20 protein-coding genes are annotated in these 25,378 nt (G+C 73.8%); 15 read left to right on the forward strand and 5 right to left on the reverse strand.

Annotated elements, in window-relative coordinates; genetic code table 11:
* The first annotated feature begins 184 nt into the window (after positions 1 to 184).
* The 14 genes from ABZ128_RS22825 (at position 185) to ABZ128_RS22890 (ending at position 18,964) form a co-directional block, all read left to right on the forward strand.
* Positions 185 to 1,279, forward strand: a complete 1,095-nt coding sequence (locus ABZ128_RS22825; RefSeq protein WP_356850620.1) for a mechanosensitive ion channel family protein — start codon at positions 185 to 187, stop codon at positions 1,277 to 1,279.
* 113 nt (positions 1,280 to 1,392) lie between these two features.
* Positions 1,393 to 2,646, forward strand: a complete 1,254-nt coding sequence (locus tag ABZ128_RS22830; RefSeq protein WP_356850621.1) for an ROK family transcriptional regulator — start codon at positions 1,393 to 1,395, stop codon at positions 2,644 to 2,646.
* 82 nt (positions 2,647 to 2,728) lie between these two features.
* Positions 2,729 to 4,063, forward strand: a complete 1,335-nt coding sequence (locus tag ABZ128_RS22835; protein WP_356850622.1) for an ABC transporter substrate-binding protein — start codon at positions 2,729 to 2,731, stop codon at positions 4,061 to 4,063.
* 6 nt (positions 4,064 to 4,069) lie between these two features.
* Complete coding sequence (locus ABZ128_RS22840) at positions 4,070 to 5,047, forward strand: sugar ABC transporter permease (RefSeq protein ID WP_356850623.1); 978 nt, start codon at positions 4,070 to 4,072, stop codon at positions 5,045 to 5,047.
* A 1-nt stretch (position 5,048) separates the two neighbouring features.
* A complete protein-coding gene (locus tag ABZ128_RS22845) occupies positions 5,049 to 5,912 on the forward strand; it encodes a carbohydrate ABC transporter permease (protein WP_356850624.1) in 864 nt (287 codons plus the stop codon).
* A gap of 5 nt (positions 5,913 to 5,917) precedes the next feature.
* A complete protein-coding gene (locus tag ABZ128_RS22850) occupies positions 5,918 to 7,186 on the forward strand; it encodes a 6-phospho-beta-glucosidase (protein WP_356850625.1) in 1,269 nt (422 codons plus the stop codon).
* Positions 7,177 to 8,247 carry a BadF/BadG/BcrA/BcrD ATPase family protein gene (locus tag ABZ128_RS22855; RefSeq protein ID WP_356850626.1) on the forward strand — a complete coding sequence of 357 codons (1,071 nt, stop codon included), beginning with the start codon at positions 7,177 to 7,179 and terminating at the stop codon, positions 8,245 to 8,247. Before ABZ128_RS22850 ends, ABZ128_RS22855 begins: the two co-directional genes overlap by 10 nt.
* A 204-nt stretch (positions 8,248 to 8,451) precedes the next feature.
* Positions 8,452 to 9,852: a hypothetical protein gene (locus ABZ128_RS22860; protein WP_356850627.1), complete on the forward strand. Its 1,401-nt coding sequence runs from the start codon at positions 8,452 to 8,454 to the stop codon at positions 9,850 to 9,852.
* Positions 9,853 to 9,857: 5 nt separating this feature from the next.
* Complete coding sequence (locus ABZ128_RS22865; RefSeq protein WP_356850628.1) at positions 9,858 to 10,895, forward strand: glutamate ABC transporter substrate-binding protein; 1,038 nt, start codon at positions 9,858 to 9,860, stop codon at positions 10,893 to 10,895.
* A 134-nt stretch (positions 10,896 to 11,029) separates the two neighbouring features.
* A complete protein-coding gene (locus tag ABZ128_RS22870) occupies positions 11,030 to 12,289 on the forward strand; it encodes a hypothetical protein (protein ID WP_356850629.1) in 1,260 nt (419 codons plus the stop codon).
* A complete protein-coding gene (locus tag ABZ128_RS22875) occupies positions 12,286 to 15,033 on the forward strand; it encodes a tetratricopeptide repeat protein (RefSeq protein WP_356850630.1) in 2,748 nt (915 codons plus the stop codon). Before ABZ128_RS22870 ends, ABZ128_RS22875 begins: the two co-directional genes overlap by 4 nt.
* Before the next feature lie 3 nt (positions 15,034 to 15,036).
* A complete protein-coding gene (locus tag ABZ128_RS22880; protein WP_356850631.1) occupies positions 15,037 to 16,608 on the forward strand; it encodes a protein phosphatase 2C domain-containing protein in 1,572 nt (523 codons plus the stop codon).
* A 53-nt stretch (positions 16,609 to 16,661) separates the two neighbouring features.
* Positions 16,662 to 17,984 carry a VWA domain-containing protein gene (locus tag ABZ128_RS22885; protein ID WP_356850632.1) on the forward strand — a complete coding sequence of 441 codons (1,323 nt, stop codon included), beginning with the start codon at positions 16,662 to 16,664 and terminating at the stop codon, positions 17,982 to 17,984.
* Positions 17,985 to 18,037: 53 nt separating this feature from the next.
* On the forward strand, positions 18,038 to 18,964 hold the full coding sequence (locus ABZ128_RS22890) for an FHA domain-containing protein (RefSeq protein WP_356850633.1): 927 nt from the start codon (positions 18,038 to 18,040) through the stop codon (positions 18,962 to 18,964).
* A 52-nt stretch (positions 18,965 to 19,016) separates the two neighbouring features.
* Here ABZ128_RS22890 and ABZ128_RS22895 read toward each other — a convergent pair whose 3' ends face one another.
* Positions 19,017 to 20,033 carry a methyltransferase domain-containing protein gene (locus ABZ128_RS22895; protein WP_356850634.1) on the reverse strand — a complete coding sequence of 339 codons (1,017 nt, stop codon included), beginning with the start codon at positions 20,031 to 20,033 and terminating at the stop codon, positions 19,017 to 19,019.
* 150 nt (positions 20,034 to 20,183) lie between these two features.
* Between ABZ128_RS22895 and ABZ128_RS22900 the strand changes: the two genes are divergently transcribed.
* Entirely contained in the window at positions 20,184 to 20,588 is a 405-nt protein-coding gene (locus ABZ128_RS22900; protein ID WP_356850635.1) for a globin, read from the forward strand.
* A gap of 70 nt (positions 20,589 to 20,658) precedes the next feature.
* Here ABZ128_RS22900 and ABZ128_RS22905 read toward each other — a convergent pair whose 3' ends face one another.
* From ABZ128_RS22905 to ABZ128_RS22920, 4 genes are all read right to left on the reverse strand, one after another.
* The gene (locus tag ABZ128_RS22905) at positions 20,659 to 21,375 is read right to left on the reverse strand and encodes a hypothetical protein (RefSeq protein ID WP_356850636.1); all 717 of its coding nucleotides are present in this window, start codon (positions 21,373 to 21,375) and stop codon (positions 20,659 to 20,661) included.
* A complete protein-coding gene (locus tag ABZ128_RS22910; RefSeq protein ID WP_356850637.1) occupies positions 21,372 to 21,842 on the reverse strand; it encodes a thioesterase family protein in 471 nt (156 codons plus the stop codon). Before ABZ128_RS22910 ends, ABZ128_RS22905 begins: the two co-directional genes overlap by 4 nt.
* Before the next feature lie 10 nt (positions 21,843 to 21,852).
* Positions 21,853 to 23,517 (reverse strand): energy-dependent translational throttle protein EttA, encoded by a 1,665-nt coding sequence (gene ettA, locus ABZ128_RS22915; RefSeq protein WP_356850638.1) that lies wholly within the window; start codon positions 23,515 to 23,517, stop codon positions 21,853 to 21,855.
* Between the two features lie 236 nt (positions 23,518 to 23,753).
* The gene (locus ABZ128_RS22920; protein ID WP_356850639.1) at positions 23,754 to 25,250 is read right to left on the reverse strand and encodes a phosphatase PAP2 family protein; all 1,497 of its coding nucleotides are present in this window, start codon (positions 25,248 to 25,250) and stop codon (positions 23,754 to 23,756) included.
* Positions 25,251 to 25,378 lie beyond the last annotated feature (128 nt).

Below are 25,378 nucleotides of genomic sequence, written 5' to 3' on the forward strand. Positions count from 1 at the left end.
CTCCAGTCTCTCCTTACGGCTGGTCGAAGCGCCACCACGCGCCCGTAACGGGTCGGAGGTGTTTTCAACCACACCCCCTTCCTCCCCGGGTGAGCCTGGTCTCTCCCTCGAACAGGACGACGGGGTAACCGGAATGCCCCGTTAGTGTGGTGGGGCGACCCCGTTCTACCTGGAGGTTCCCGTCGTGCCCTGGCCCGCCGCCCTGCTGCCCCTGGCCGCCGCCACCCCGGACCCGGCCGGATCGGTGAAGGAGGCTCACGAGAGCGTCACGAACGCCGCCAGTTTCATCGAGGAGAACTGGGCCGGATGGCTGTACCTCGGCCTGCGGATCCTGCTGATCGTGGTCATCGCGGCCGCGCTCCGCTCCGTGGTGCGCAAGTCGCTGACGAAGCTGATAACGCGGATGAACCGCGGCGCCGAAGCCGTCGAGGGCACGGCGCTCGGCGGGCTGCTGGTCAATGCGGAGCGGCGGCGGCAGCGCTCGGAGGCGATCGGCTCGGTGCTGCGGTCGGTGGCTTCGTTCCTGATCCTCGGTACCGCCGGGCTGATGGTGCTCGGCGCTCTGGACATCAACCTCGGCCCGCTGCTCGCGAGCGCCGGTGTGGCCGGTGTGGCGATCGGTTTCGGCGCGCGGAATCTGGTGACGGACTTCCTGTCCGGCGTGTTCATGATCCTGGAGGACCAGTACGGCGTCGGTGACAAGATCGACGCAGGCGTGGCCTCGGGCGAGGTCGTGGAGGTCGGCCTGCGCGTCACCAAGCTGCGCGGGGACAACGGCGAGATCTGGTACGTGCGCAACGGCGAGATCAAGCGGATCGGCAACCTGAGCCAGGGCTGGGCCACCGCGGACGTCGCCGTCCAGGTCAAGCCGGCGGAGAGCCTGGCCCGGATCCGCGAGGCGGTCAAGTCGGTCGCCGACGCCATGGCGAAGGAGTCCCCGTGGGACGAGCGCCTGTGGGGCCCGGTGGAGGTGCTCGGCCTGGACGAGGTGCTGCTGGCCTCCATGACGGTGAAGGTGCAGGCGAAGACGATGCCGGGGCAGCAGTTCGCGGTGGCGCGGGAGCTGCGCTGGCGCATCAAGGAGGCCTTCGACGCGGCGGGCATCGGGATCATCGGCGGGGCCGCTCCGGCCGCCGAGGGGGACGAGGCCCCGGCCGACCCGTCCGCGGCCGTGGCGCCGCCGTCGGAGCTGGCCAACCCGGCCTCCCCCCAGGCCCAGGCGGCCGCCCCGATACCGCCGCCGGCCGCCGCCCCCGGTACGGCCCGGATCACCAAGTAGGACACCGGCGCGCCCCACTGCCCCCGCGGATCATTTCCGCGGGGGCAGTGCCATTGACACGGGTTCTCCACTGACTGGAAACTTACCTAACAGTTTCTGCGAGGAGAGCGCCCATGCCCGGCCCGACCACGCCCGCCCCCGGCACGCCCAGCCTGCTGCGCGTGATGAACGACCGCGCCGCGCTGGACCTGCTGCTGGCCCACGGCCCCCTGTCCCGGACCCGGATCGGCCGGCTCACCGGACTCTCCAAGCCCACCGCCTCCCAGCTGCTGGCCCGGCTGGAGGCCGCAGGGCTGGTCGTGGCCACCGGCACCGACGGCGGCAGGCCCGGCCCCAGTGCCCAGCTGTACGCGGTCAACCCCCGCGCCGCCCGCGTCGCCGGCCTCGACGTCACGCCGGGCCGCGTCCTCGCGGCGGTCGCCGACCTCACGGGCGAGGTGATCGGCAGCCACGAGCTCCCGTGCGCGCCGGGCACCGGGGCGGTGGAGCAGGTCACCCGGGCCCTGGGCGAGGCCGTCAAGGACGCCGGGCTCGCCCTGTCGGACATCCACCGCACGGTCATCGCCACCCCCGGCTCCTTCGACCCGCGCACCGGGGTGCTGCGCTACGCCGACCACCTCCCCGGCTGGCACTCCCCCACGCTGCTGGAGGAGCTGGCGGCGGCGCTGCCGATGCCGGTCGAGTACGAGAACGACGTGAACCTCGCGGCGGTCGCCGAGCAGCGGCTCGGCGCGGCCCGCGGGCACGAGGACTTCGTCCTGCTGTGGAACGAGGAGGGCCTCGGCGCCGCGCTGGTGCTCGGCGGCCGGCTGCACCGCGGCTGGACCGGCGGCGCGGGCGAGGTCGGCTTCCTGCCCGTGCCGGGCCACCCCCTGGTGCGCCGGGTCACGCAGGTCAACTCGGGCGGCTACCAGGAACTGGCCGGCGTCCAGGTGCTGCCCGGGATGGCGGCCGCGCTCGGCATCGAGGCGCCGCCGCAGACCGCGTCCGGGGCGGTGCACGGGGCCGTGCACGGGGCGGAGTCCGGGGCCCTGGTGTCCACGGCCGTCACCCTGCTCGCGCGGGCCGCCGAGCACCCCGAGGGGGCGCACCTGAGTCTGCTGCGGCAGTACGCCACGGCGCTCGCCACCGGCCTCGCGGCGCTGGTCGCCGTGCTCGACCCGGAGATCGTGGTGCTCTCGGGCGCGGTGACCGCGGCCGGCGGAGACGTCCTGCGGGAGCTCGTCGAGGCGGAGCTCGCCGATCTGGCCCCGTCCCGGCCCCGCCTGGTCTCCGGCACCGTACGCGAGCGGCCCGTACTGCGCGGCGCGCTGGAGAGCGCCCTGGCCGCCACGCGCGACGAGGTCTTCGACACCTCGCGCCGCTGATCCCACCCCGCCCGGACCACCCGGCTCATCACCCCTGGCACCGCCCGGAACGTTCCTCCCCGCACAGAGAGCGAGCACCGCCATGCCCGGAAACCGCCGTCTGACCGCCGCCGCCACCGCACTGGCCGCGCTGTCCGTCCTCGCCGGGGGGTGTACGGGCCAGAGCGGGTCCGGGGCCGCCGACGACCCCGCCAAGGAGACGGTGATCAGCTTCTGGCACGGCTGGTCGGCGCCGGGCGAGGTCAAGGCGATCGAGGAGAACATCGCGCGCTTCGAGAAGGCGCACCCTCGGATCAAGGTCAAGGCCACGGGCAACATGACCGACGACAAGATCAAGCAGGCACTCCGGGCGGGCGGCGACAAGGCCCCGGACGTGGTGTCCTCCTTCACCACGGACAGCGTCGGCACGTTCTGCAACTCGGGCGCCTTCACCGACCTGAACCCCTTCCTGGAGAAGGCCTCGATCGACAAGGCGAAGGTCTTCCCCAAGACCCTGCTGGAGTACACGCAGTTCCGCGGCAACCAGTGCACGCTGCCGCTGCTGAACGACGCGTACGGCCTCGTCTACAACAAGGACGCCTTCAAGGCGGCGGGCATCACCGAACCGCCCAGGACCTGGAGCCGGTTCACCGAGGTCGCACAGAAGCTGACCAAGCCCCGCGGGGACTCGTACGAGCAGCTGGGCATCATGCCCACCTTCCACGGCTACGAGACCACCCCCATGCGGCTCGCCGCCCAGTGGAGCCCGGCGTACTTCGGCGCCGACGGCAAGGCGAACCTCGCCCACGACCCCGCCTTCGCGAAGATGCTGGCCGCGCAGAAGGACCTGGTGGCGAAGCTCGGCGGCTACGAGAAGCTGGAGAGGTTCCGGGCCGGCTTCGGCGACGAGTGGAGCGCCGAACACCCCTTCCACCGGGGGCAGGTCGCCATGCAGGTCGACGGCGAATGGCGGGCGGCGATGGCCGAGGAGGCGGGGGTCGCCTTCGAGGTCGGCACCGCTCCGCTGCCCGTCCCGGACGACCAGGCGGCCGACTACGGCAAGGGCTACCTCTCGGGCACCGTCATGGGCATCGCCTCGGGCAGCAGGAAGCAGAACGCGGCCTGGGAACTGGTCAAGTACATGACCACGGACACGGAGGCGGTGGTGGCGTTCGCCAACGCCATTCACAACGTGCCCTCCACCCTGGCGGCGCTGGAGTCCCCGGACCTCCGGGTGACCCCGCAGTTCAAGACCTTCCTGGACATCGCCCGCCACCCCAGGTCGAACACCACTCCGGCGCAGGCCGACGGCGGCACCTACCAGCTGACCTTCCAGGACCTCGCGTACGCGGTCGAGAAGGGCGATGTCACCGACGTCCAGGCCGCCCTCGCCAAGGCCGACCGGCAGATCGACACGGACATCGCGAAGGCGAAGTAGCCCGCGATGACCCTCGTCTCCCCGCGCTCCCTGCGCTCCCCGCGCTCCGTGCGCTCCCTGCGGGCCAAGCGCCGCAGGGCGGCCCTGCGGACGGCTTCCTTCCTGTCGCCCTGGCTGATCGGGTCCGGCCTCTTCTTCGGCTACCCGCTGCTGTCCACCGTGTACTTCTCCTTCACCCGGTACGACGGGTTCCGCCGGCCCGTCTTCAACGGCCCGGACAACTGGACGTACGTCTTCACCGACTATCCGCTCTTCTGGCCGGCGATGCGCAACACCCTGTGGCTGGTGGTGGTGATGGTGGGCTGCCGGGTCGTCTTCGGCCTCGGCATCGGGCTGCTCGTCACCCGGGTCAAGACGGGCGCCGGGATCTTCCGGACCCTGTTCTACCTGCCTTACCTGGCCCCGCCGGTGGCCGCGACCCTGGCCTTCGTGTTCCTGCTCAATCCGGGCACGGGCCCGGTCGACACCCTGCTGGAGGCGGTGGGCCTGCCCGCTCCGGGCTGGTTCACCGACGCCGACTGGTCCAAGCCCGCGCTCACGGGGCTCGCGCTGTGGGGGGTGGGCGACCTGATGGTGATCTTCATGGCGGCGCTGCTCGACGTACCGAAGGAGCAGTACGAGGCCGCCGGGCTGGACGGGGCCGGGCCCTGGCAGCGGTTCCGGCACATCACCCTGCCGAACATCGCGCCGATCATCCTGTTCGCCGTCGTCACCGGGGTGATCCAGGCCATGCAGTACTACACGCAGCCCCTGGTGGCGGGGAAGACGGCGGCCGGCGTGATCGGCGGCTCGGGCCAGCAGTTCGAGCCGGGCTACCCGGACAAGTCCACGCTGACGCTTCCGCAGGTGGTCTACAACCTCGGCTTCCAGCGGTTCGACTACGGCAGCGCGTGTGTCGTCGCACTGGTCCTCTTCGCCCTCTCCATGGCCTTCACCGCGCTGCTGATGCGCCGCCGCGGCGGACTCATCGGGGCAGGTGACTGACGTGACCGGCCTGACCCGCACCACTGCCACTCGGCCCCACCGCAAGGCCGTACTGCACTGGGTCGCGGTGCACTCCCTCGCCGTCGCCGCCGCCCTGTTCTTCGTCCTCCCCTTCGTCTTCCTGTTCCTGACCTCCCTGATGAGCGACCGGCAGGCACTGACCCGCGACCTCGTCCCGCACACCTGGGAGTGGGGCAACTACGCCACGGTCTGGCACACCCCGGGCTTCCTGACCTGGTGGCGCAACACCCTGCTCTACGCGGGCCTCGGCACCCTGCTGACCGTGCTGTCCTCGGTGCCCGTCGCCTACGCGCTCGCGAAGTTCCGCTTCCGCGGGCGCCGGCTCGCGCTGCTGCTGGTGATCGCCATGATGATGCTGCCACCCCAGGTGGTGGTCATTCCCATGTACCTCTTCTGGGCGAAACAGCTGGACCTGTCGGGCACGCTGTGGCCGCTGATCATCCCGATGGCTTTCGGCGACGCGTTCTCCGTGTTCCTGCTCCGCCAGTTCCTGCTGACCATCCCCGACGAATACCTGGACGCGGCCAGGGTCGACGGGTGCGGCGAGCTGCGCACACTGCTGCGCGTCGTCCTGCCCATGGCCCGGCCGGGCATCGCCGCCGTCGCGCTGTTCCAGTTCTTCTGCGCCTGGAACGACTACTTCGGACCGCAGATCTACGCCTCCGACAACCCCGCCGCATGGACCCTCAGTTACGGGCTGGAGTCCTTCAAGGGGGCGCACCAGACCAACTGGAACCTCACCATGGCTGCCACGGTGCTGGTGATGGCACCGGTGATCGTCCTCTTCTTCCTCGCCCAGAAGGCATTCGTCGAAGGCGTCACCCTGACCGGAGTGAAAGGCTAGTGACCATGAAACTCGCAGTGGTGGGCGGCGGTTCCACCTACACGCCCGAGCTGATCGACGGCTTCGCCCGGCTCCGCGACACCCTGCCGGTCAGCGAGCTGGTGCTGATCGACCCGGCCACCGAACGGCTGGAGCTCATCGGCGCACTAGCCCGGCGGATCTTCGCCCGGCAGGGGCATCCCGGAGTGGTCACCACGACCGCCGATCTCGACGCCGGGGTCGAGGGCGCCGACGCGGTGCTGCTCCAGCTGCGGATCGGCGGGCAGGCGGCGCGGCTGCGGGACGAGACCTGGCCGCTGGAGTGCGGCTGCATCGGGCAGGAGACCACGGGCGCGGGCGGACTCGCCAAGGCGCTGCGCACGGTCCCGGTGGTGCTGGACATCGCCGAACGGGTCCGGCGCGCCAACCCGGACGCGTGGATCATCGACTTCACCAACCCCGTGGGGATCGTCACCCGGGCCCTGCTCAAGGCCGGCCACAAGGCGGTCGGGCTGTGCAACGTGGCCATCGGCCTCCAGCGGAAGTTCGCGGCGCTGCTCGGTCTCGCGCCGGCCGACGTCCACCTGGACCACGTGGGGCTCAACCACCTGACCTGGGAGCTGGGCGTGCGCCGGGGCGGCCCCGACGGGGAGGACCTGCTGGCGGGACTGCTGTCCGCGCACGGGGAGGACCTCGCCGCGCACCTGCGCCTCCCGCGCGCGGTGCTGGACCGCCTCGGTGTCGTCCCCTCGTACTACCTGCGGTACTTCTACGCCCACGACGAGGTGGTCCGCGAGCTCGGCACGAAGCCTTCGCGGGCCGCCGAGGTGGCGGCCATGGAGCAGGAGCTGCTCGCCCTGTACGCAGATCCCGCGCTCGACGAGAAGCCGGAGCTGCTGGCCCGGCGGGGCGGGGCCTTCTACTCGGAAGCGGCCGTGGACCTGGCGGCGGCGCTGCTCGGCGACGGCCGCGGCCCGTCCTTCCAGGTGGTCAACGTCCGCAACGACGGGACGCTGCCGTTCCTCCCCGACGACGCGGTCGTCGAGGTGCAGGCCCGGGTGGACCCGGGCGGGCCGGTGCCGCTGGCCGTGCCCCGGCTGGACCCGCTGCACGCCGGGCTGGTCGCGCACGTCACGGCGTACGAGGACCTGGCGCTGGACGCGGCCCTGCGCGGCGGCCGGGAGCGGGTCTTCCGGGCCTTGCTCGCGCACCCGCTGGTGGGGCAGTTCGACCGGGCGGAGGGGCTGACGGACCGGCTCCTCGCGCACAACAAGGAGCACCTTGCATGGGCCTGAACCAGCCCGCACCGCCCGCCGCGGCGCCCGCGACCGCACGGCCCGAAGGGCCCGGGGAGCCAGGGTCCGCGCGGCCGGCGGTCCTGGCCGTCGACGCAGGCAACAGCAAGACCGACGCCGCGCTGATCGCCGCGGACGGCACCGTCCTCGGCTGCGGCCGCTCCGGCGGCTTCCAGCCGTACCGGGTCGGCGTCGAGGCCGCGGTCGACGTCCTCGGGCAGGCCGTCGCAGGGGCCGTCGAGGCGGCCGGACTGCCCTGGCCGAGCCCCGGGGTGCCGTACGCCGACCAGGTCTCGGCCTGTCTGGCCAATGCCGACTTCCCCGTGGAGGAGCAGCAGTTCGCCCGGGTGATCGGCAGCCGCGGCTGGGGCACGGCCACGGAGGTGCGCAACGACACCTTCGCGGTGCTGCGGGCGGGGCTGGACGGGGCGGACGGGCCGTGCGGGGTCGCGGTGGTGTGCGGGGCGGGCATCAACTGCGCCGGCATGCTGCCCGACGGGCGCACCGCCCGGTTCCCGTCGATCGGGCGGATCTCCGGCGACTGGGGCGGCGGGGGCTTCCTCGGCCCGGAGGCCCTGTGGTGGGCGGCGCGGGCCGAGGACGGCCGCGGCGGGCCGACCGCGCTGGCGGCGGCGCTGCCCGGTCACTTCGGGCTCGGTTCCATGGCGGCCCTGATCGAGGCGCTGCACCTGGGCACCGTGGCGCCGGGGCGGATCCACGAGCTGGTGCCCGTGCTGTTCGCGGTGGCCGCGGCGGGCGATCCGGTGGCCTCGGCGATCGTGGAGCGGCAGGCGGACGAGGTGGTGGCCCTGGCCGTGGTGGCGCTGACCCGGCTGGAGCTGCTGGAGGAGGAAGCTCCGGTGCTGCTCGGGGGCGGGGTGCTCGCGGCGGGGCATCCGCAGCTGATCGGGCGGATCAGGGCCGGGCTGGCCGAACGGGCCCCGCGGGCCCGGGTGTCGGTGGTGGCGGCGCCGCCGGTGCTGGGCGCCGGACTGCTGGGACTGGACGCGCTGGGGGCAACGGGCGGGGCCCGTGAAAAACTCCGTGCCCATTTCGGGTGAACCCGCCCGGAGCGGCCGCCGGTCTGGAACCGTGGCGGCGGTGCAGACGTATTCACGGTGAAGGAGGAGCGGGAGCACCGGCGGGCGGTGGTTCGTCAAGATCCAGCATCGGGTGCTGTGGTTGACCGCCGGTACGGCCATACTGCTGCGATGGGGGTACCCCCGGCGGCAGCCGGGGCAGTCAAGACCGAGGGGGAGGTCACGGTGGCCATCACAACACGCGCGCCCGCGCCGGGCGGCGGTGCCGTCGTGCCGCCCGCGGGGCCGCCCCCCGACGGGTCGCCCCGGCGCGGCACCGCCTGGGCCGAGGGCGTGGAGCGGCTGCGCGCGGCCGCGACCACCGAGCCCGGCCGGCTGCGGATCATCGGCGCCGTGCTGGCGGCGCTGGTGCTGCTGTTCGGGGCCGTGACCCTGTGGCAGATCGCCGGCCGGGTGGGCGCCGCGGACGACGTGGTGGGCCGCAGCCAGCCGCTGAGTGCGGACGCGGCCAGCATCTACCGTTCGCTCGCCGACGCCGACACCGCCTCCTCCAGCGGCTTCCTCGCGGGCGCGGACGAGCCGCGCGAGGTCCGCGAGCGGTACGAGAAGGACATCGCCAACGCCTCCCGGCTGCTGGTCAGCGCGGCCGCCAACACCCGGGCGGACGAGGACTCCCGCAAGCAGATCACCCTGCTGAGCGAGCAGCTCCCCCGCTACACGGGCCTGATCGAGCAGGCCCGGGCCACCAACAAGCAGGGCCTTCCGCTCGGCGGCGCCTATCTGCGCTATGCCAACGAGCAGATGACCACGCAGCTGCTGCCCGCCGCCCAGCGGCTGTACGAGGCGGAGACGGACCGGCTCTACACGGACTACGACGACGCGCGCTCCCTGCCGCTGGCCGCACTCGGCGCGGGCGTGCTGGCGCTGGCCGCCCTCGGCTGGGCGCAGCGCCGCAACTACCTGCGGACGAACCGGGTGTTCAACCAGGGTCTGGCCGCGGCGACGGGCGCCTGCCTGGTGGTCCTGCTGTGGCTGGCCGTCGGGCACACGGTGGCCCGCTCGGAGCTGCATACCGCCCGCGCCGAGGGGCAGGAGTCGCTGAAAGTGCTCAACGACGCGCGGATCGCCTCGCTCCAGGCGCGGGCCAGTGAGAATCTGACGCTGATCGCCCGTGGCGCCGTCCAGACCGCGGACAACAAGTCGGACAAGTACGACGTGGACTTCACCAGGAACATGAAGGAGCTGGACGCGGGGCTGGCGACGGCGCTGCGGCTGGCAGACGACCCCGGAGGCCGGGCGCCGGTCACCCGCGCCGCCGACGGCGTCGCGCAGTGGAAGCAGCGGCACGCCGCGGCCCGGGAGACCGACTTGAGAGGCGACTACCAGGACGCCCTGCCCCAGGTCATCGGGGACAAGGACCACAAGGACAGCAGCGGGGCGTCGTTCGACACGGTCGACGCCTCGCTGGAACAGGCAGTGGCCCATGAGCAGCAGGAGTTCACCCGGGCGGCCCGCGACGGGCTCGGTGCGCTGAGCGGCCTGATGACGGGCGCGGCGGCCCTGGCGGCCATCGGCGCCGCGGCGGCGCTGCTCGGCATCGGGCGCCGGCTTTCGGAGTACAGGTGACGGCGATGCGGATACGCGTGAGGCGCAAGGACGAGGGCCACGGCGGCGGCCGCCGCCCGGCGAGCCGGCTGCGCGGCTGGGGCGGGGTGAGCGCGATGGCCGCCGCCTGCGCGGTGACGGCCGCGGCCGTGCTGCTGCCGCTGGCCCATGCGGCCCCGGAGGCCGCGCACCCGGCGGTCGTGCGCCAGCCCGCTCCGGTGGGGGCCGCTCCCCAGACGCCCTGGACCCTCACCGACACCTGCCAGGACCCCGAGGCCAGCCTGCGCCCCTCCGCCGTGGACGGGCCGGCCATCGAGCGGATCCGCAAGGCGGGCAAGCTCGTCGCGGGCGTCGACCAGAACAGCTTCAAGTGGGGCTACCGCAACCCGGTCGACGGCCGCCTCGACGGTTTCGACATCGCGCTGGTCAAGGCCATCGCCAAGGACATCCTGGGCGACGAGAACGCGGTGATCTACCGGGCCGTCCCCACCAGCCAGCGCATCCCCGCCCTCCAGGACGGCCGCGTCGACGTGGTCGTGCGGACCATGACGATCAACTGCAAGCGGCTGGAGGAGGTCGCCTTCTCCACGGCCTACTTCGAGGCCGGGCAGCAGGTGCTGGCCCCGAAGGGCTCGCCGATCACCGGGTACGACCCCTCGCTGAAGGGCCGCAGGATCTGTACGGCGGCCGGCTCCACCGCGGAGGCGGCGCTCAAGGCCCAGTCGTACGGCGCGGTCCCCGTCAGCGTGCCCAACCAGCTGGACTGCCTGGTCCGGCTCCAGCTGGGCGAGGTCGACGGCATCATCACCGACAACGCCCTCGCGGCCGGGCAGGCCGCGCAGGACCCCTCGGTGCGCCTGGTGGGCTCCCCCTTCACCCGGGAGTTCTACGGGGTGGCCATGAACAAGGAGGCCACCGACCTGGTGCGCCGGGTCAACAAGGTGCTGGAGAACTACCGCGCGGGCGGCGACAACAGCCCCTGGATGCAGGCGTACGTCACCCACCTCAAGCCCGTGCTGCCCGGCGTGGCCGGACCGCCCGCACCCAAGTACCGGGACGGCTGAGGCCGGTGGCGGGGACGCACCCCGGGGCCGGGAGGGCGAAGGCGAGGGCACAAGCGCAGGCACAGGCGCACACGGAGGCGGAGGCGGGGCCGGTGGAGGCGGGATCGGGAGCGGTGGAGGCTGGTTCGGCAGTGATGGACCGGGACGACGTCGACCGCGCCCTGGCCCGGCTCGGCGCGGAACACGAGGCGGTCGAGACCTCGCTGCTCGCCCTGCAGGACCATGCCGGCCGGCGGCTCCTGGAAGGGGCCGCGCTGACCGGGGTCACCAAGGAGCGCTGGGCCGCCGCCGACGCCGCCATCACCCGGCTGTGGACGTACTTCGACGCCTACAGCGGCGCCCTGGACGCCGCCCGGGAGATCCGGGAGCGGCGCCGCTGGCCGGGCCGCGAGGACCTGGTCGAGCTGACCGAGCGGCTGCGCGGGCCCGGGGTGCTGATCGCCGGCGCCGGTGCGGAGGGCGTGGCCCTGGCGGAGCGGCTCTCGCTCGCCGAGCTGGTGACCCGGATGAACGAGCTGTATGCGAGCTCGCTCGACGTGGTGGTCGCCGCCGACTCGGTGTGGTCGGCGCTGCCCGCCCGGATCGACCTGCTCGCGGCGGAGCTGCACCGCACCCGCTCGCTGGCCCACTCGGTGGGGGTCCGCCCCGGGGAGCACCCCTCGGGGGACGACCTGGAGGCCATCACCGCCGAACTGGCGCAGCTGCGCGCCCAGGTGATCGCGGACCCGCTGGCCTTCTGGCAGCCGGCCTCGGGAAGCTCCGCCCCGGGCGGCGGCCGCCCGGACACCGCCCGCTACGACCGGGCGGCGCTCGCGCTGGAGGACGTACGCCGGGAGATCGAGGCGGTCCTGGCCGTACGGCAGGACGCCGAGCAGCGGCTGATGGGCCTGCGGGACGTGCTCTCGCGGGCCGACCGGACCCTGGCGGAGGCGCGGACGGCCCGCGGCGAGGTCCTGGCGAAGATCGCGGCGTCCGAGGTGCCCGCGGTGAGCGGCCCGCCGACCGTGCTGCAGGAGCAGCTGGCCGCGGCGGCCGAGTACCGGCGGCAGGCGCAGTGGCACCGGCTCTCGCCGCTGCTGGAGTCGCTGGAGGAGCGCGCCGAGGAGGAACTGCGCAGGGCCCGTGCGTCGTTGACGGCGGTGACGGCCCCGCTGGCCGTACGGGCCGAGCTGCGCGGGCGGTTGGACGCCTACAGGGCGAAGGTCGCCCGGCACGGCATGGCGGAGGATCCGCTCCTGGCCGAGCGGTACGACGCGGCCCGGCGGATGCTGTGGAGCGCGCCCTGCGATCTGCGGGTCGCCGAACAGGCCGTGCTGCGCTATCAGCAGGCTGCGGCCGAGGCACTCGCGCCGCAGCGGCACCGGCAGGACGAGCCGGGGAAGGAGGACGCATGAGCCTGGTGGGAACCGCGTGCATGCGCCCCGGCTGCCCGGGGACGTACGAGGACATGGGCGGCGGCGAGGTCTATTGCGACACCTGCGGGCTGGCGCCCGTCGGCGCCGTGGCGGCGGGTGCGGAGGAGCTGGTGTCGCCGCCGACCGGGATGACCAGCGCGGCGCGCCAGGCGGAGGTCCACCGCTCGCAGAGCTCGGGCCGCTCGTCCTCGGCTTCGGCGCGCTCCTCGCACTCCGCCCGTTCCTCGCGTTCGTCCTCCTCCCGGCGCTCGGTCTCGGGCCGGCTGTCGCGCTCGCTGTCCGGCGCGGCGTCCAGCCGCTCCGTGTCGGTGCGCAGTTCCGGTTCGGGCTCCGCGGCCTCGGGGCGCGGCCGGCTCGGCGCCGGGCTGGTCACGGTGCCGCAGGTGCCGCGTCCGGATCCTTCGACCGCGGTCCTGGAGAACCCGGAGGTCCCCGAGCGCAAGCGGTTCTGCTCGCGCTCGGACTGCGGGGCTCCGGTGGGCCGGGCCCGCGGGGACCGGCCGGGCCGGACCGAGGGCTTCTGCACCAAGTGCGGGCACCCGTACTCCTTCGTGCCCAAGCTGCGGGCGGGCGAGGTCGTCCACGGGCAGTACGAGGTGGCCGGCTGCCTGGCGCACGGCGGTCTGGGCTGGGTGTACCTGGCGGTGGACCGGGCCGTGTCGGACCGGTGGGTGGTGCTCAAGGGCCTGCTCGACACCGGCGACCAGGACGCGATGGAGGCCGCGATATCGGAGCGGCGCTTCCTCGCGGAGATCGAGCACTCCAACATCGTGCGCATCTACAACTTCGTGGAGCACCTGGACCAGCGCACCGGTTCGCTGGACGGGTACATCGTCATGGAGTACGTCGGCGGCAAGTCGCTGAAGGAGATCGCGAACGAGCGGCGCCGGCCGGACGGCCGCCGGGACCCGCTGCCGGTGGAACAGGCCTGTGCGTACGGGATCGAGGCGCTGGACGCGCTCGGCCACCTGCACAGCAGGAACCTCCTGTACTGCGACTTCAAGGTCGACAACGCGATCCAGCAGCAGGACCAGCTGAAGCTGATCGACATGGGCGCGGTCCGGCGGATGGACGACGAGGAGTCGGCCATATACGGCACCGTGGGGTACCAGGCTCCGGAGGTGGCCGAGCTCGGCCCCTCGGTCGCCTCCGACCTCTACACGGTGGCGCGCACCCTGGCCGTCCTGACCTTCGACTTCCAGGGCTACACGAACGTGTTCGTGGACTCGCTGCCCGATCCGGAGCACATCGAGGTGTTCCGGCGCTACGAGTCCTTCTACCGGCTGCTGGTCCGGGCGACCGACCCGGATCCGGGACGCCGGTTCTCCTCGGCGCAGGAGATGGCGGACCAGCTCACCGGCGTGCTGCGCGAGGTCGTCGCCCTGCAGACGGGCCGCCCGCGACCGCAGCTCTCCACGCTCTTCGGGCCGGAACTGAGGGTTCCGGACACCCGCCTGTTCGCCGAGACCGCGGGGGCGGAGGTCTCCCGGCTGGGCGCCCGGGCAGTGACGCCGCCGCGCCGGCCGGGGCTGGCGGCGCTGCTCCCGCGCCGGGCTTCGGGTTCCGTTCCGGCTGCGGGTTCGGCCCCGGTTCCGGCCGCGGCCGCGGGTGCGTTCCCGGGTGCGGCTCCGGCACCGGGTTCCGCTCCGGCACCGGCTCCGGCCGCGCCGCTCGGGGGCGCGGCGACGCACCGGGCCGGCGGTCCGGGTGCCGCCGTACCGGCTCCGCGCCGGGCCCCCGCGGTGTCCACCCCGGCGGGGGTGCCGGCGTCCGCCGCGCCGCTGCCGCGGAACACGGCCCTGGCCGCGCTGGACACCCGGGACACGGCGCTCGCCCTGCCGGTGCCGCTGGTGGACCCGTCCGACCCCAACGCCGGTTTCCTGGCGGGCCTGCTGGCCTCCGCCCCGGCCGACCTGCCGGCCGCGCTGGGCGCGGCGCCCGCCGACTCGGCGGAGCTGCGGCTGCGCGAGCTGAGGGCCCGGCTGGAGCTGGGCGAACTGGCCGCGGCCGGGGCCGCCCTGACGGGGCTTGAGGCGCTGTACCCGGACGACTGGCGGGTGGTGTGGGCCCGCGGGATCGCCTCGCTGGCCACCGGTGACGACGAGATCGCGGCGCTGTCCTTCGACGCGATCTACGACGCGTTCCCGGGGGAGCCCGCGCCGAAGCTGGCGCTCGGCCTGTGTGCGGAGGTCCTCGGGCAGCTGGACAACGCCGCCGAGTACTACCGGCTCGTGTGGACCACGGACCCGGGCTTCGTGAGCGCCGCCTTCGGGCTGGCCCGGGTCCAACTGGCCGCCGGGGACCGGGCCGCGGCGGTGCGCACGCTGGAATCCGTACCGGAGGCGTCGATCCACTACACCGCCGCACGGGTGGCGGCGGTACGGGCACGCCTGCGCGACCGCTCTCCGCAGGAAGCCCTGCTGCCGGACCTGGTGGCGGCTGCCGCGCAGGTGGAGGCGCTGGAGCGGTTCGGCCTGGACCCGGTGCGGTACGAGCGGCTGTCGACGGAGGTTCTGGGCGCGGCCCTGGACTGGGTACTGTCGGGTAGCCGGGGTGCCGACCCCGGCCGGAACTCGCTGCTCGGCAGTCAACTGGACGAGCGGGGCCTGCGCTTCGGCCTGGAGCGCTCGTACCGCGTGCTCGCGCGGCTGGCGCAGCGGGGCGAGGACAGGATCGAACTGGTGGAGCGGGCAAACCGTCTCCGTCCCCGGACGTGGGTGTGAGTGATGTCGATGCATCGGCCGTCTGGCTGCCCCAGCTGCGCGGAGCCCCTTGAGGAGGGTGACCGTTTCTGCGGCGTCTGCGGCTCCCCGGTCAACGCCGTGCCCGCCCCTCCCTCCGGGGACCGCCCCACCCTGCGCCTTCCGGTGCCCGGCGCGTACGCGGCAGCCCGGTCGACCGGCCGCTCCGGCAACGGCCCCGGTCATGCGGCGGCCGGCCATTCCGGTCCGGCGGGCCAGGCCCCGCCGCGGCCGGCGAGCACCCGGCCTGCCGAAGCCGAGGCCGAACCGGGCGCCCAGGCCGCCGCGGCCCACGCGTCCGCCCCGGGCGGGTACCCCGTCGGCGCGTCGGCCGGCCGCTTCGGCCCCGGTACCGAAGTCCCGCGCCCGGGCGCCGAAGGCGGCCACGGCCCGCACGCCTCCGGGCCCGCGGAGCCGGCCCCGGCCGCCCCGGCGGCGGAGCCCGCGCCCGGGTGGGGCGGGGTGGGCGAGGCACCGCCGACGCTGGTCGACGGCGCCCTCGCGGAGCCGGGCCGTGCGGCCCCGCCGGTCCACGAGGCGACGTACGACACCGCGCCCGGCGCGGCCGCCGGCGGCCCGCAGGGCAAGACCTGCGTGGCCTGCCGGGCCGGCCAGGTGGACACCGACGGCTACTGCGAGCACTGCGGGCACGCCCAGCCCCGCGAGCGCGACCACCTGGAAGAGGAGCTCGGCAGCGTCGCCGCCGTCAGCGACCGGGGCCTGCGCCACCACCGCAACGAGGACTCGTTCGCCGTGGCGGCCACCGCCCTGCCCGACGGCTCCGCCGCCACCGTCGCGATCGTCTGCGACGGCGTCTCCTCCGCCAGCCGCCCCGACGAGGCGTCGGCCGCCGCGGCCGGTGCCGCCAACGAGGCCCTGCTGGAGGCGCTCCCCCGCGGAGCCCACCCCCAGGAGGCCATGCACGACGCCATCCTGGCCGCGGCCGCCGCCGTGAACGCCCTGGCCCCCGAGGTCCCGGGCGCGCAGAACGCCCCCGCCTGCACCCTGGTCGGCGCCGTGGTCAGCGGCGGCCTGCTCACCATCGGCTGGGTCGGCGACAGCCGCGCGTACTGGGTCCCCGACGACCGCGCCGCGCTGCCCCGCCGCCTCACCGAGGACGACTCCTGGGCGGCCCAGATGGTCGCGGCCGGCCTGATGGGCGAGGCGGAGGCCTACGCCGACGTCCGCGCCCACGCCATCACCGGCTGGCTCGGGGCCGACGCCTACGACCTGGAGCCGCACACCGCCACCTTCAAACCGGACCACCCGGGCGTCGTGGTGGTCTGCACGGACGGCCTGTGGAACTACGCCGAGTCCGCGCGCGACATGGCGCAGGTCCTGCCGCCCGATGCCGCCACCCGCCCCCTGCACAGCGCGCAGGTCCTGGTGGGCCACGCCCTCGACGGGGGCGGCCACGACAACGTGACGGTGGCCGTCGTCCCGTTCACCGCGCCGCAGTTCCCCGAGCACCCGGCCGCGCCGGCTCCGGCCGCGCAACCGGAACCGGTACCGCAGCCCGGAACGGAGCCGGAGGCCGCAGCCCGCCCGCAGGTCTGATCCGCTCCGCCCGCGTCCCGCCTGCCCAAGCCCCTGTCCTAGGAGTCCGACCGATGGCGAACTTCGCCAAGCCGAGCGCCCCGCGCTTCAGCGTGGAGGTGTACCAGAACGAGTTCCTGCCCGAGGGCGGCCGGGACGTCCACGCCATCGTCACGGTCACCTCCACCGGCGGAGCCACCGCCACCCGGATCACCGACCGGGGCAGCGCCGCCGTCGTGATCATGGTCGACTGCTCGGGGTCGATGGAGTACCCGCCGGACAAGATGCGCGGGGCCCGCGAGGCCACGGCCGCCGCGATCGACACGCTGCGCGACGGCACCTCGTTCGCCGTCATCGCCGGTACGCACGTGGCCAAGGAGGTCTACCCGGGCCAGGGCCGCCTCGCCGTCGCCGGCCCCGCCACCCGCGCCCAGGCCAAGGAGGCACTGCGGACCTTGAGTTCCGGCGGCGGCACCGCCATCGGCACCTGGCTCCGACTCGCCGACGGCCTGCTGCGCCAGTCCACCGCGACCATCCGGCACGGCATCCTGCTCACCGACGGCCGCAACGAGCACGAGGACCCGGCCGCCCTGCGCGCCACCCTCGACGCGGTCGCGGGCCGCTTCACCTGCGATGCCCGCGGGGTGGGCACCGACTGGGAGGTCAAGGAGGTCACCGGCATCGCGAGCGCGCTGCTCGGCTCCGCGGACATCGTGGCCGATCCCGCGCACCTCACCGAGGACTTCACGCGCATGATGGAGAACGTCATGGGCAAGGAGGTCGCGGACGTCGCGCTGCGGCTGTGGACCCCGGTCGGCGTCGAGGTCCAGTACGTGAAGCAGGTCGCGCCCACCGTCCAGGACCTCTCGGACCGCCGCAGCGAGGCGGGCCCGCGCGCCGGCGACTACCCGACCGGCTCCTGGGGGGACGAGTCCCGCGAGTACCACGTGTGCGTCCGGGTCCCGGCGGCCAATGTCGGCCAGGAGATGCTGGCCGCCCGGGCCTCGCTGGTGCTGCCCGGTGCTGCCGGGGAGCCGTCGGCCACGCTCGCCCAGGGGCTGGTGCGAGCGGTGTGGACGAACGACCTGGCCGCCTCCACCGCCATCAACCCGCAGGTGGCCCACTACACGGGTCAGGCGGAGCTGGCGCAGGCTATCCAACAGGGCCTCGAAGCGCGCAAACTGGGCGATGTCGGCGGCGCCACGGCCAAGCTCGGCCGTGCCGTGCAGCTGGCGAGTGCCTCCGGAAACGCGGACACGGCCAAACTGCTCGCGAAGGTGGTGGATGTCGTCGACGCCGCGGCGGGTACTGTGCGGCTGAAAGCAAAGGTCGCGGATGCGGACGAGATGACTCTTGAAACGCGTTCGACGCAGACCGTTCGAGTGAAGAAGACCTGAGACACCTGAGAAGACCTGACGCGATGACGCAGGCTGAAGGGGGAAGAGCCGCCATGCCGACCTGCCCGAACGGGCACCAGTCCGCCTCCGACGACTGGTGCGAGGTCTGCGGCCACCGCATGGCTGCCGGCCCGGCTCCCTCCTACGGCTACCCGCCCACCACCGGTGAGCCCACGGCCCAGGCGGAGCTCTGCCCGCAGTGCCGGACTCCGCGCGAGGCCATGGCCCCGTTCTGCGAGGAATGCCGGTACAACTTCCTGACGCGTACGCCCACCGGTGCCGGATTCACCCCGCCGCCGCCCCCGCCGCCGCCCGTGGCCCAGGCCCCCTTCTCCCAGGACCACTTCGAGTACCAGGGCTCCCGCCCGTCCCGGGTCAACCGGCCGGCCGAGCCGCTGCAGCGCGAGGACGACTGGCTGCTGCCGCCGCCGGCGCACGAGCAGCACCCCATGCAGCCGATGCAGGGGGCGCCGGCGATGCACCAGGGGCAGGCCCCGACGGCTGCGCCGCCGTACCAGCAGCAGACCGCTGCGCCGCAGGAGTACCAGCAGCAGCCCTTCCCGCCCCGGAACGGCGGTTCCTGGAGCGCGACGATCGGCCCGGACCGCTCGTACTTCATGGCGATGATGCAGCGCAGCGGCCCCGAGGCGGCCGGGCTCAACCTGCCCGCGTACTCCCCGGAGCAGCACCTCCCGCTGTCCGGCAGCCAGATCACGATCGGCCGCCGGCGCGCCTCCACGGGCGAGTCCCCGGACATCGACCTGTCGGTGCCGCCGGAGGACCCGGGCGTCTCCCACCAGCACGCGGTGCTCGTCCAGCAGCCCGACCGCAGCTGGGCGGTGGTGGACCAGAACTCCACCAACGGCACCACGATCAACGGCGGCGAGGAGCCGATCCAGCCGTACGTCCCGGTCCCGCTCTCCGACGGGGACCGGGTCCACGTGGGTGCCTGGACCACGATCACCATCCGCCGGGGCTGAGCAGGGCCCGGCAGTCCGGCTAGGCCGTCAGGCGAGATCCGGAAGAGACGGCCTAGGGCTCCCCCAGGGGCCACACGTAGGGACCCTGGGGGTCGTCGAGCCACGACCACTGCCCCTCGGCGCTGACGGTCACCCCGAAGCGCTCCCGGGCCGGGCGGCCTTCGCCGCGCCACAGGTCCAGTGCCTCGCGCGGGTGCAGCGCGCCCGCGGTCAGCAGCAGCATGAACTGGAACCGCTCGTTCTCCACCATCTCGTACGGGAGCTCGTGTGCCGCCCCGGACAGCTCGCTGGGCGCCGCCGTGGCCCCGCGCAGCGGGACGAAGTACGCCGGGGTGTGCAGGAAGCGGCCTTCCGCGAAATCGGCGTCCCGGACCGTCAGCGCGATCAGCCCGGTCGACAGGGGGGCCAGGATCCGCGCCCCGGGTCGGCACTGGCCGAGCCACGCGTGCGGGATCAGCGGCAGGGTGCAGGTGACCAGGATCCGGTCGAAGGGGGCCCGGGAGGGGCAGCCGCGGGCGCCGTCGCCGGTGACCACGGTGGGCCGGTAGCCGAGCCGGGCCAGGTGCTCCCGGGCGGACTCGGTAATCTCCTCGTCGAGGTCCACGGTGGTGACCCGGTCGTCGCCCAGCCGGTGGCAGAGCAGGGCGGCGTTGTAGCCGGTGCCGGTGCCGATCTCCAGCACGCGGTCCCCGTCGCGCACGTCCAGGGCGCGCAGCATCTTCGCCATCAGGGAGGGCTGGCTGCTGGAGGACACCAACACGCCGTCCCGCAGCCGGGTCGCGAGCGGGGCGTCCGCGTAGACCCCGCGCAGCCAGCGGGCCCGGTGGGCGGGGTCGGGGTCCTCGCCCCACAGCCGCTCGTGTCCGGCGCCCCGGCCGGTGAAGAAGTACGGCACGAAGACGTGCCGCGGCACCGCCGAGAAGGCCGCGCGCCAGGCGGGGTCCTCCAGCACCCCTGCGGCGGTCAGCTCCCGCACCTGGGCGGCGTGCGCGACCTCCCGCAGGTCCCGCGCTTCGGCGGGTGCGGTGCTGCCGTGCGCGCGTGCGGAGCGAGCGGAGTGGGCACCCATGGGTCCACTGTCCTGCGCGCGGGCCCGGGAGGCGAGCGCATGGGCCCGTTTCGGGCGAAGACGTCCCCCGCGCCCCGGCGCGGCCGGGGCAGCTGGCGTACCGGTCCTAGGACCGGGGTCCTCCGTCCGGGTGTCTGAGACGATGGTCGGGTGAATGAGATTCCGCGGGGCACGCTTCAGGAGCAGACCTTCTACGAGCAGGTGGGCGGCGAGGAGACCTTCCGCCGTCTGGTCCGGCGCTTCTACGAGGGAGTCGCGCAGGACCCCCTGCTGCGCCCGATGTACCCGGAGGGGGACCTCGGTCCGGCCGAGGAGCGGTTCGCGCTGTTCCTCATGCAGTACTGGGGCGGCCCGAACACGTACAGCGAGAACAGGGGGCACCCGCGGCTGCGGATGCGGCACGCCCCGTTCCAGGTGGACGCGGCGGCGCACGACGCCTGGCTGGGCCACATGCGGGTGGCGGTGGACGAGCTCGGTCTGGCGCCGGAGCACGAGGCGCAGCTGTGGCGCTACCTGACGTACGCCGCCGCTTCGATGATCAACACGGCGGGCTGAACCGGCCGGGCCGGACCGGCGCCGGACGCCCTGCCGGAAGCGGACGCCGGAGCCGGAGCGCAAGCGGAGCCTAGACCGGCCGGACCTGGAGGGCGCCCAGCGCGCCGGTCCCGCCGGGGCGGCGCAGCGCGATCGACCCGTACGGGGTCCGCAGCCGCAGCCAGCCGCCGGAGGCGAGCAGCGCCACCGGCTCCGGGGCGTCCTGCGGCGCGGGCGCGCCGCTGGAGACGACCGAGCGGACCGGCCGCAGGAAGCCGAGCGACTGCGCGGCGTGCACGGCGCGCAGGGGCAGTTCGGTGTCGCCCAGGGTCCGGGACCAGATCTCGCGGCCGATGCGGTCCCGCTCGGACCGGGTCCGGTGCTGCGGGGGCAGGGCCTCGTCGCGGGCCCGGAACTCGGCGACGGCGCCGGCCACGGCGGCCCGGATCGCCTGGAGGCCGGGCAGACCCGGCACCTGCTGCCAGCCACCGCGGGGCGGGAGCACCCCGGCCCACGGCGGGCCGGTGACCGGCCCGGGGACGACGGCGCTGGCGGAGTCCTCGTCCACCGACTCCAGCAGCTCACCGGCGGACACGGTGAGGTCCAGCGGCACGGCCGTGGGCGCGGCGAGCCGCACCGTGCGGACGGCGAGCACCTCGAACGACGGCGGGCGCCCGAAGACGGCGAGCGCCGGGCCGCCGGCCTGGAGGCGGACCGCTGCGGCGCGGTCGTAGTGCACCAGCCGGCCCAGGAAGGCGGCGAGGTCCGCCGCCTCCCCGGAGTCGGCGAAGCGCAGCTGTCCGGTCATGCCGCGATGCGCCCTTCGGTGCTCTTGCGGGCGGCGGGCACGGGCTCGTCGAGGTACTCCTCCAGGAAGTGCCTCTCCTCGGCCGTGATGCGGCGGGGCCGCCCCTCGGCGAGGTTGAAGGGCACGACCACGGTCTCCGCACGGACGTAGACCGTCTCGGGCCGGTCCTCGGTCGCCTCGTCCTTGACCTCGTAGCGGATGGTCAGGGAAGCGGCGCCGATCCGGGTCACCCAGGACTCGATGAGGACCGGCTCGTGGCGGTGTACGAGGGGCAGCTTGTAGTCGATCTCGTGACGGGCCACGACGGAGCCGCCCGTGAAGGACTCACTGCCCTCCCCGGGCGCCAGGCGGAACATGAAGTCGATCCGCGCCTCCTCCAGGTAGCGGAGGAAGACGACGTTGTTGACGTGCCCGAAGGCATCCATGTCCGCCCAGCGCAGGGGGCACCGGTAGTGGTGTCTGGCCATGGTGTCGGCCTCAGCCTCGCGTGAGCTTCTTGTAGGTGGCACGGTGCGGACGGGCCGCGTCCGGGCCGAGACGCTCGATCTTGTTCTTCTCGTACGACTCGAAGTTGCCCTCGAACCAATACCACTTGGACTCGCCCTCGTACGCCAGGATGTGCGTGGCGACGCGGTCGAGGAACCAGCGGTCGTGGGAGATGACCACGGCGGCACCGGGGAACTCCAGCAGCGCGTTCTCCAGCGAGGACAGGGTCTCGACGTCGAGGTCGTTGGTGGGCTCGTCGAGGAGCAGCAGGTTGCCGCCCTCCTTGAGCGTCAGCGCCAGGTTGAGGCGGTTGCGCTCACCACCGGACAGGACGCCGGCCGGCTTCTGCTGGTCCGGGCCCTTGAAGCCGAAGGCGCTCACGTACGCGCGGGACGGCATCTCGACCTGGCCGACGTTGATGTAGTCCAGCTCGTCCGACACGACCGCCCAGAGGGTCTTCTTGGGGTCGATGTTGGCGCGGGACTGGTCGACGTACGAGATCTTGACGGTCTCGCCGACCTTGATGTCGCCGGAGTCCGGCGTCTCCAGGCCCTGGATCATCTTGAAGAGCGTGGTCTTGCCGGCGCCGTTCGGGCCGATGACGCCGACGATGCCGTTGCGCGGCAGCGTGAAGGACAGGTCGTCGATGAGGACCTTGTCGCCGAACGCCTTGGAGAGGTTGTTGACCTCGACCACGATCGAGCCCAGACGCGGGCCCGGCGGGATCTGGATCTCCTCGAAGTCCAGCTTCCGCATCTTCTCCGCCTCGGCCGCCATCTCCTCGTAGCGGGCGAGTCGGGCCTTGGACTTGGTCTGGCGGCCCTTGGCGTTGGAGCGGACCCACTCCAGCTCTTCCTTGAGGCGCTTCTGGCGCTTCTCGTCCTTGCGGCCCTCGACCTTCAGGCGCGCGGCCTTCTTGTCCAGGTACGTGGAGTAGTTGCCCTCGTACGGGTGGGCGCGGCCGCGGTCGAGTTCGAGGATCCACTCGGCGACGTTGTTGAGGAAGTAGCGGTCGTGGGTGACGGCCACCACGGCGCCCGCGTACTTGGACAGGTGCTGCTCCAGCCAGTTCACCGACTCGGCGTCGAGGTGGTTGGTGGGCTCGTCGAGGAGCAGCAGGTCCGGGGCCTCGATCAGCAGCTTGCAGAGCGCGACGCGGCGCTTCTCACCGCCGGAGAGGTTGGTGACGGGCCAGTCGCCGGGGGGGCAGCCGAGGGCGTCCATGGCCTGCTCCAGCTGGGCGTCGAGGTCCCAGGCGTTGGAGTGGTCCAGGTCTTCCTGGAGCTTGCCCATCTCTTCGAGGAGGGCGTCGGAGTAGTCGGTCGCCATGAGCTCGGCGACCTCGTTGAAGCGGTTCAGCTTCTTGACGGTGTCGGCGGCGCCGTCCTGCACGTTCTCCAGGACGGTCTTGGACTCGTCGAGCTGCGGCTCCTGCATGAGGATGCCGACCGTGTAGCCGGGCGACAGGAAGGCGTCACCGTTGGACGGCTGCTCCAGGCCCGCCATGATCTTCAGAACGGTGGACTTACCGGCACCGTTCGGGCCGACCACACCGATCTTCGCGCCGGGCAGGAAGTTCAAGGAGACGTCATCGAGGATCACCTTGTCGCCGTGCGCCTTGCGCGTCTTGCGCATGGTGTAGATGAACTCAGCCAAGAGAAACCGTCCGGCAGATCGATGGTGGGCAGATACACCCCATCTTGCCTGACGTCCACCCCGCGGGGGAAACCCGTATGGGCGCGGGGCCTCGGTGCGGGTGGCACCGCCGGGGGGTGTTCCGGCAGGTCAGCGAGGTGCAGCGGACCCGGGGCCGGGCCCGCGAAGAGGTGCGCCGGGATGTGGACGGTACCAGCCCGGGTTCCGGGCGGGCGCTGTCCTCCCCCTCGCCCCGGTCAGCGGGGGCGGTAGACGGTCAGGGCGTCCGGGAGCTTGTCGAGGACCAGGGCGGTGGGGGCCTCGGCGTATTCGCCGTCGTACGCGAAAGGGGTGCCGGGCGGGATGTCCGCGATGCGCAGGCTGCGCAGGTGGGTCGCGGTGTGGACCGGGGAACGGCTGAGGGGGCCCGCGAAGGCTGCGGCGAGTAGCCGGGGGCCGGGGCGGCCGCCGCCGTAGACGAGCCGGAGGTCGAGCACGTCCTCGCCGAGGTGCTCGCGGCGGCGGGGCGTCGGGCCGGTGCCCTGGTAGGTGCCGTTGCCCGCGAAGAGCAGCCACACCTTGCGGGAGCGCCCGGCCAGCCGCAGCCCCACGGGGCGCTCCGCCCGCAGGACCCGCCACGAGGCCAGCAGCGCGGCCGGGCCGCCGCCGATCCGGGGCGCCCAGCGCAGCCGGTGCCGCAGCAGTTCGGGGTAGGCGCCGATGCTGAAGGTGTTCAGGAAGTAGCCGGACTCCTCGCCCCCGGGCCCGGTCTCGCCGCGGGGGCCGGGCGTGAAGCGGCCCACGCCGACGCGTACCGCCTGGCCCGCGGCGACCGCACGGCAGGTGTCCTCGGCTCCGATGAGGCCGAGGTCCAGCGCGAAGTGGTTCAGCGTGCCCCCGGGGAACACCGCCAGCGGCACCCCGGCCCGCAGCGCGGCGGTGGCGGCGGCGTTGATGGTGCCGTCGCCGCCGCACACGCCGAGCACGGTGGCCCGGGAGGCGGCCGCCGCCAGCTCCGCGGGCAGGTCCGGGCCGTCGCACTCGACCACCTCGGCCTTGGGCAGCCGCGCCCGCAGGACGTCGGTCCCGGCGGCGTCGGCCGTCCCGGAGCCGGTGTTGACCACCACGACGAGCCCGGACCCGTCGGGCAGCGCGGGAGCCCCGGCGGCGACCCGCTCGTCGCCCGGCACGGCCCGCGCCTCCTGGACACCGCGGGCGATCCGCCGTACGAGGAACCCGGCGCCCACTCCCAGCGCCGCCCCGGCGAGCACGTCGGAGGGGTAGTGCACCCCGGTGTAGACGCGGGAGAACGCCACCGACGCGGCCACCGGAGCCACGACCGCGCCCCAGCCGGGCGACTCCAGCGCCAGCCCGGCGGTGAACGCGAACGCCGAGGCCGAGTGCCCGGACGGGAAGGAGGTGGTCTGCGGCTGCGTCGCCAGCTGCCGTACCGCGGGCACCCCGTCCAGGAGGGGCCGGGGCCGGCGTACGGACCACTTGCCGACGGTGTTGATGGTCGCCGAGGCCAGTGCCAGCGAGGCCGCTCCGCGCAGCGCGGCCTTGCGCGCCCGGGCCGAGCCGAAGACGGCGAGCGCCGCGGCGGCCCCGCCCCACAGCACTCCGTGGTTCGCCGCCCGCCCGAGCCGCGGCAGCACCCGGTCGGCCCCGGGCCAGTGCCGCCGCGCCACCGCGTCGAACAGCGCCCGGTCCCACCGCGCTGCCGCACCCCGCCACGTCAGTTGTTGATCACCCATTGCCTTCGCCTACCCCGCGCCCCACCCCCCAATCAACGCCCTGCACGGCCCCGGCGGACCCGGCGCGGCGCCGGCCCGGCCGTCCGCATCCGCGATGCCCGCCACCCCCGCGCACTCCGCCCCGCCCG

It is taken from the genome of Streptomyces sp. NPDC006326 (genome assembly GCF_040612915.1).
Classification (GTDB): Bacteria; Actinomycetota; Actinomycetes; order Streptomycetales; family Streptomycetaceae; genus Streptomyces.

Coding starts and splice junctions, on each gene's coding strand:
- ABZ128_RS22830 (WP_356850621.1), top strand. CDS start 1,393: ATGCCCGGCCCGACCACGCCCGCCCCCGGCACGCCCAGCCTGCTGCGC.
- ABZ128_RS22835 (WP_356850622.1), top strand. CDS start 2,729: ATGCCCGGAAACCGCCGTCTGACCGCCGCCGCCACCGCACTGGCCGCG.
- ABZ128_RS22840 (WP_356850623.1), top strand. CDS start 4,070: ATGACCCTCGTCTCCCCGCGCTCCCTGCGCTCCCCGCGCTCCGTGCGC.
- ABZ128_RS22850 (WP_356850625.1), top strand. CDS start 5,918: ATGAAACTCGCAGTGGTGGGCGGCGGTTCCACCTACACGCCCGAGCTG.
- ABZ128_RS22855 (WP_356850626.1), top strand. CDS start 7,177: ATGGGCCTGAACCAGCCCGCACCGCCCGCCGCGGCGCCCGCGACCGCA.
- ABZ128_RS22865 (WP_356850628.1), top strand. CDS start 9,858: ATGCGGATACGCGTGAGGCGCAAGGACGAGGGCCACGGCGGCGGCCGC.
- ABZ128_RS22870 (WP_356850629.1), top strand. CDS start 11,030: ATGGACCGGGACGACGTCGACCGCGCCCTGGCCCGGCTCGGCGCGGAA.
- ABZ128_RS22875 (WP_356850630.1), top strand. CDS start 12,286: ATGAGCCTGGTGGGAACCGCGTGCATGCGCCCCGGCTGCCCGGGGACG.
- ABZ128_RS22880 (WP_356850631.1), top strand. CDS start 15,037: ATGTCGATGCATCGGCCGTCTGGCTGCCCCAGCTGCGCGGAGCCCCTT.
- ABZ128_RS22885 (WP_356850632.1), top strand. CDS start 16,662: ATGGCGAACTTCGCCAAGCCGAGCGCCCCGCGCTTCAGCGTGGAGGTG.
- ABZ128_RS22890 (WP_356850633.1), top strand. CDS start 18,038: ATGCCGACCTGCCCGAACGGGCACCAGTCCGCCTCCGACGACTGGTGC.
- ABZ128_RS22895 (WP_356850634.1), bottom strand. CDS start 20,033: ATGGGTGCCCACTCCGCTCGCTCCGCACGCGCGCACGGCAGCACCGCA.
- ABZ128_RS22905 (WP_356850636.1), bottom strand. CDS start 21,375: ATGACCGGACAGCTGCGCTTCGCCGACTCCGGGGAGGCGGCGGACCTC.
- ABZ128_RS22910 (WP_356850637.1), bottom strand. CDS start 21,842: ATGGCCAGACACCACTACCGGTGCCCCCTGCGCTGGGCGGACATGGAT.
- ABZ128_RS22920 (WP_356850639.1), bottom strand. CDS start 25,250: ATGGGTGATCAACAACTGACGTGGCGGGGTGCGGCAGCGCGGTGGGAC.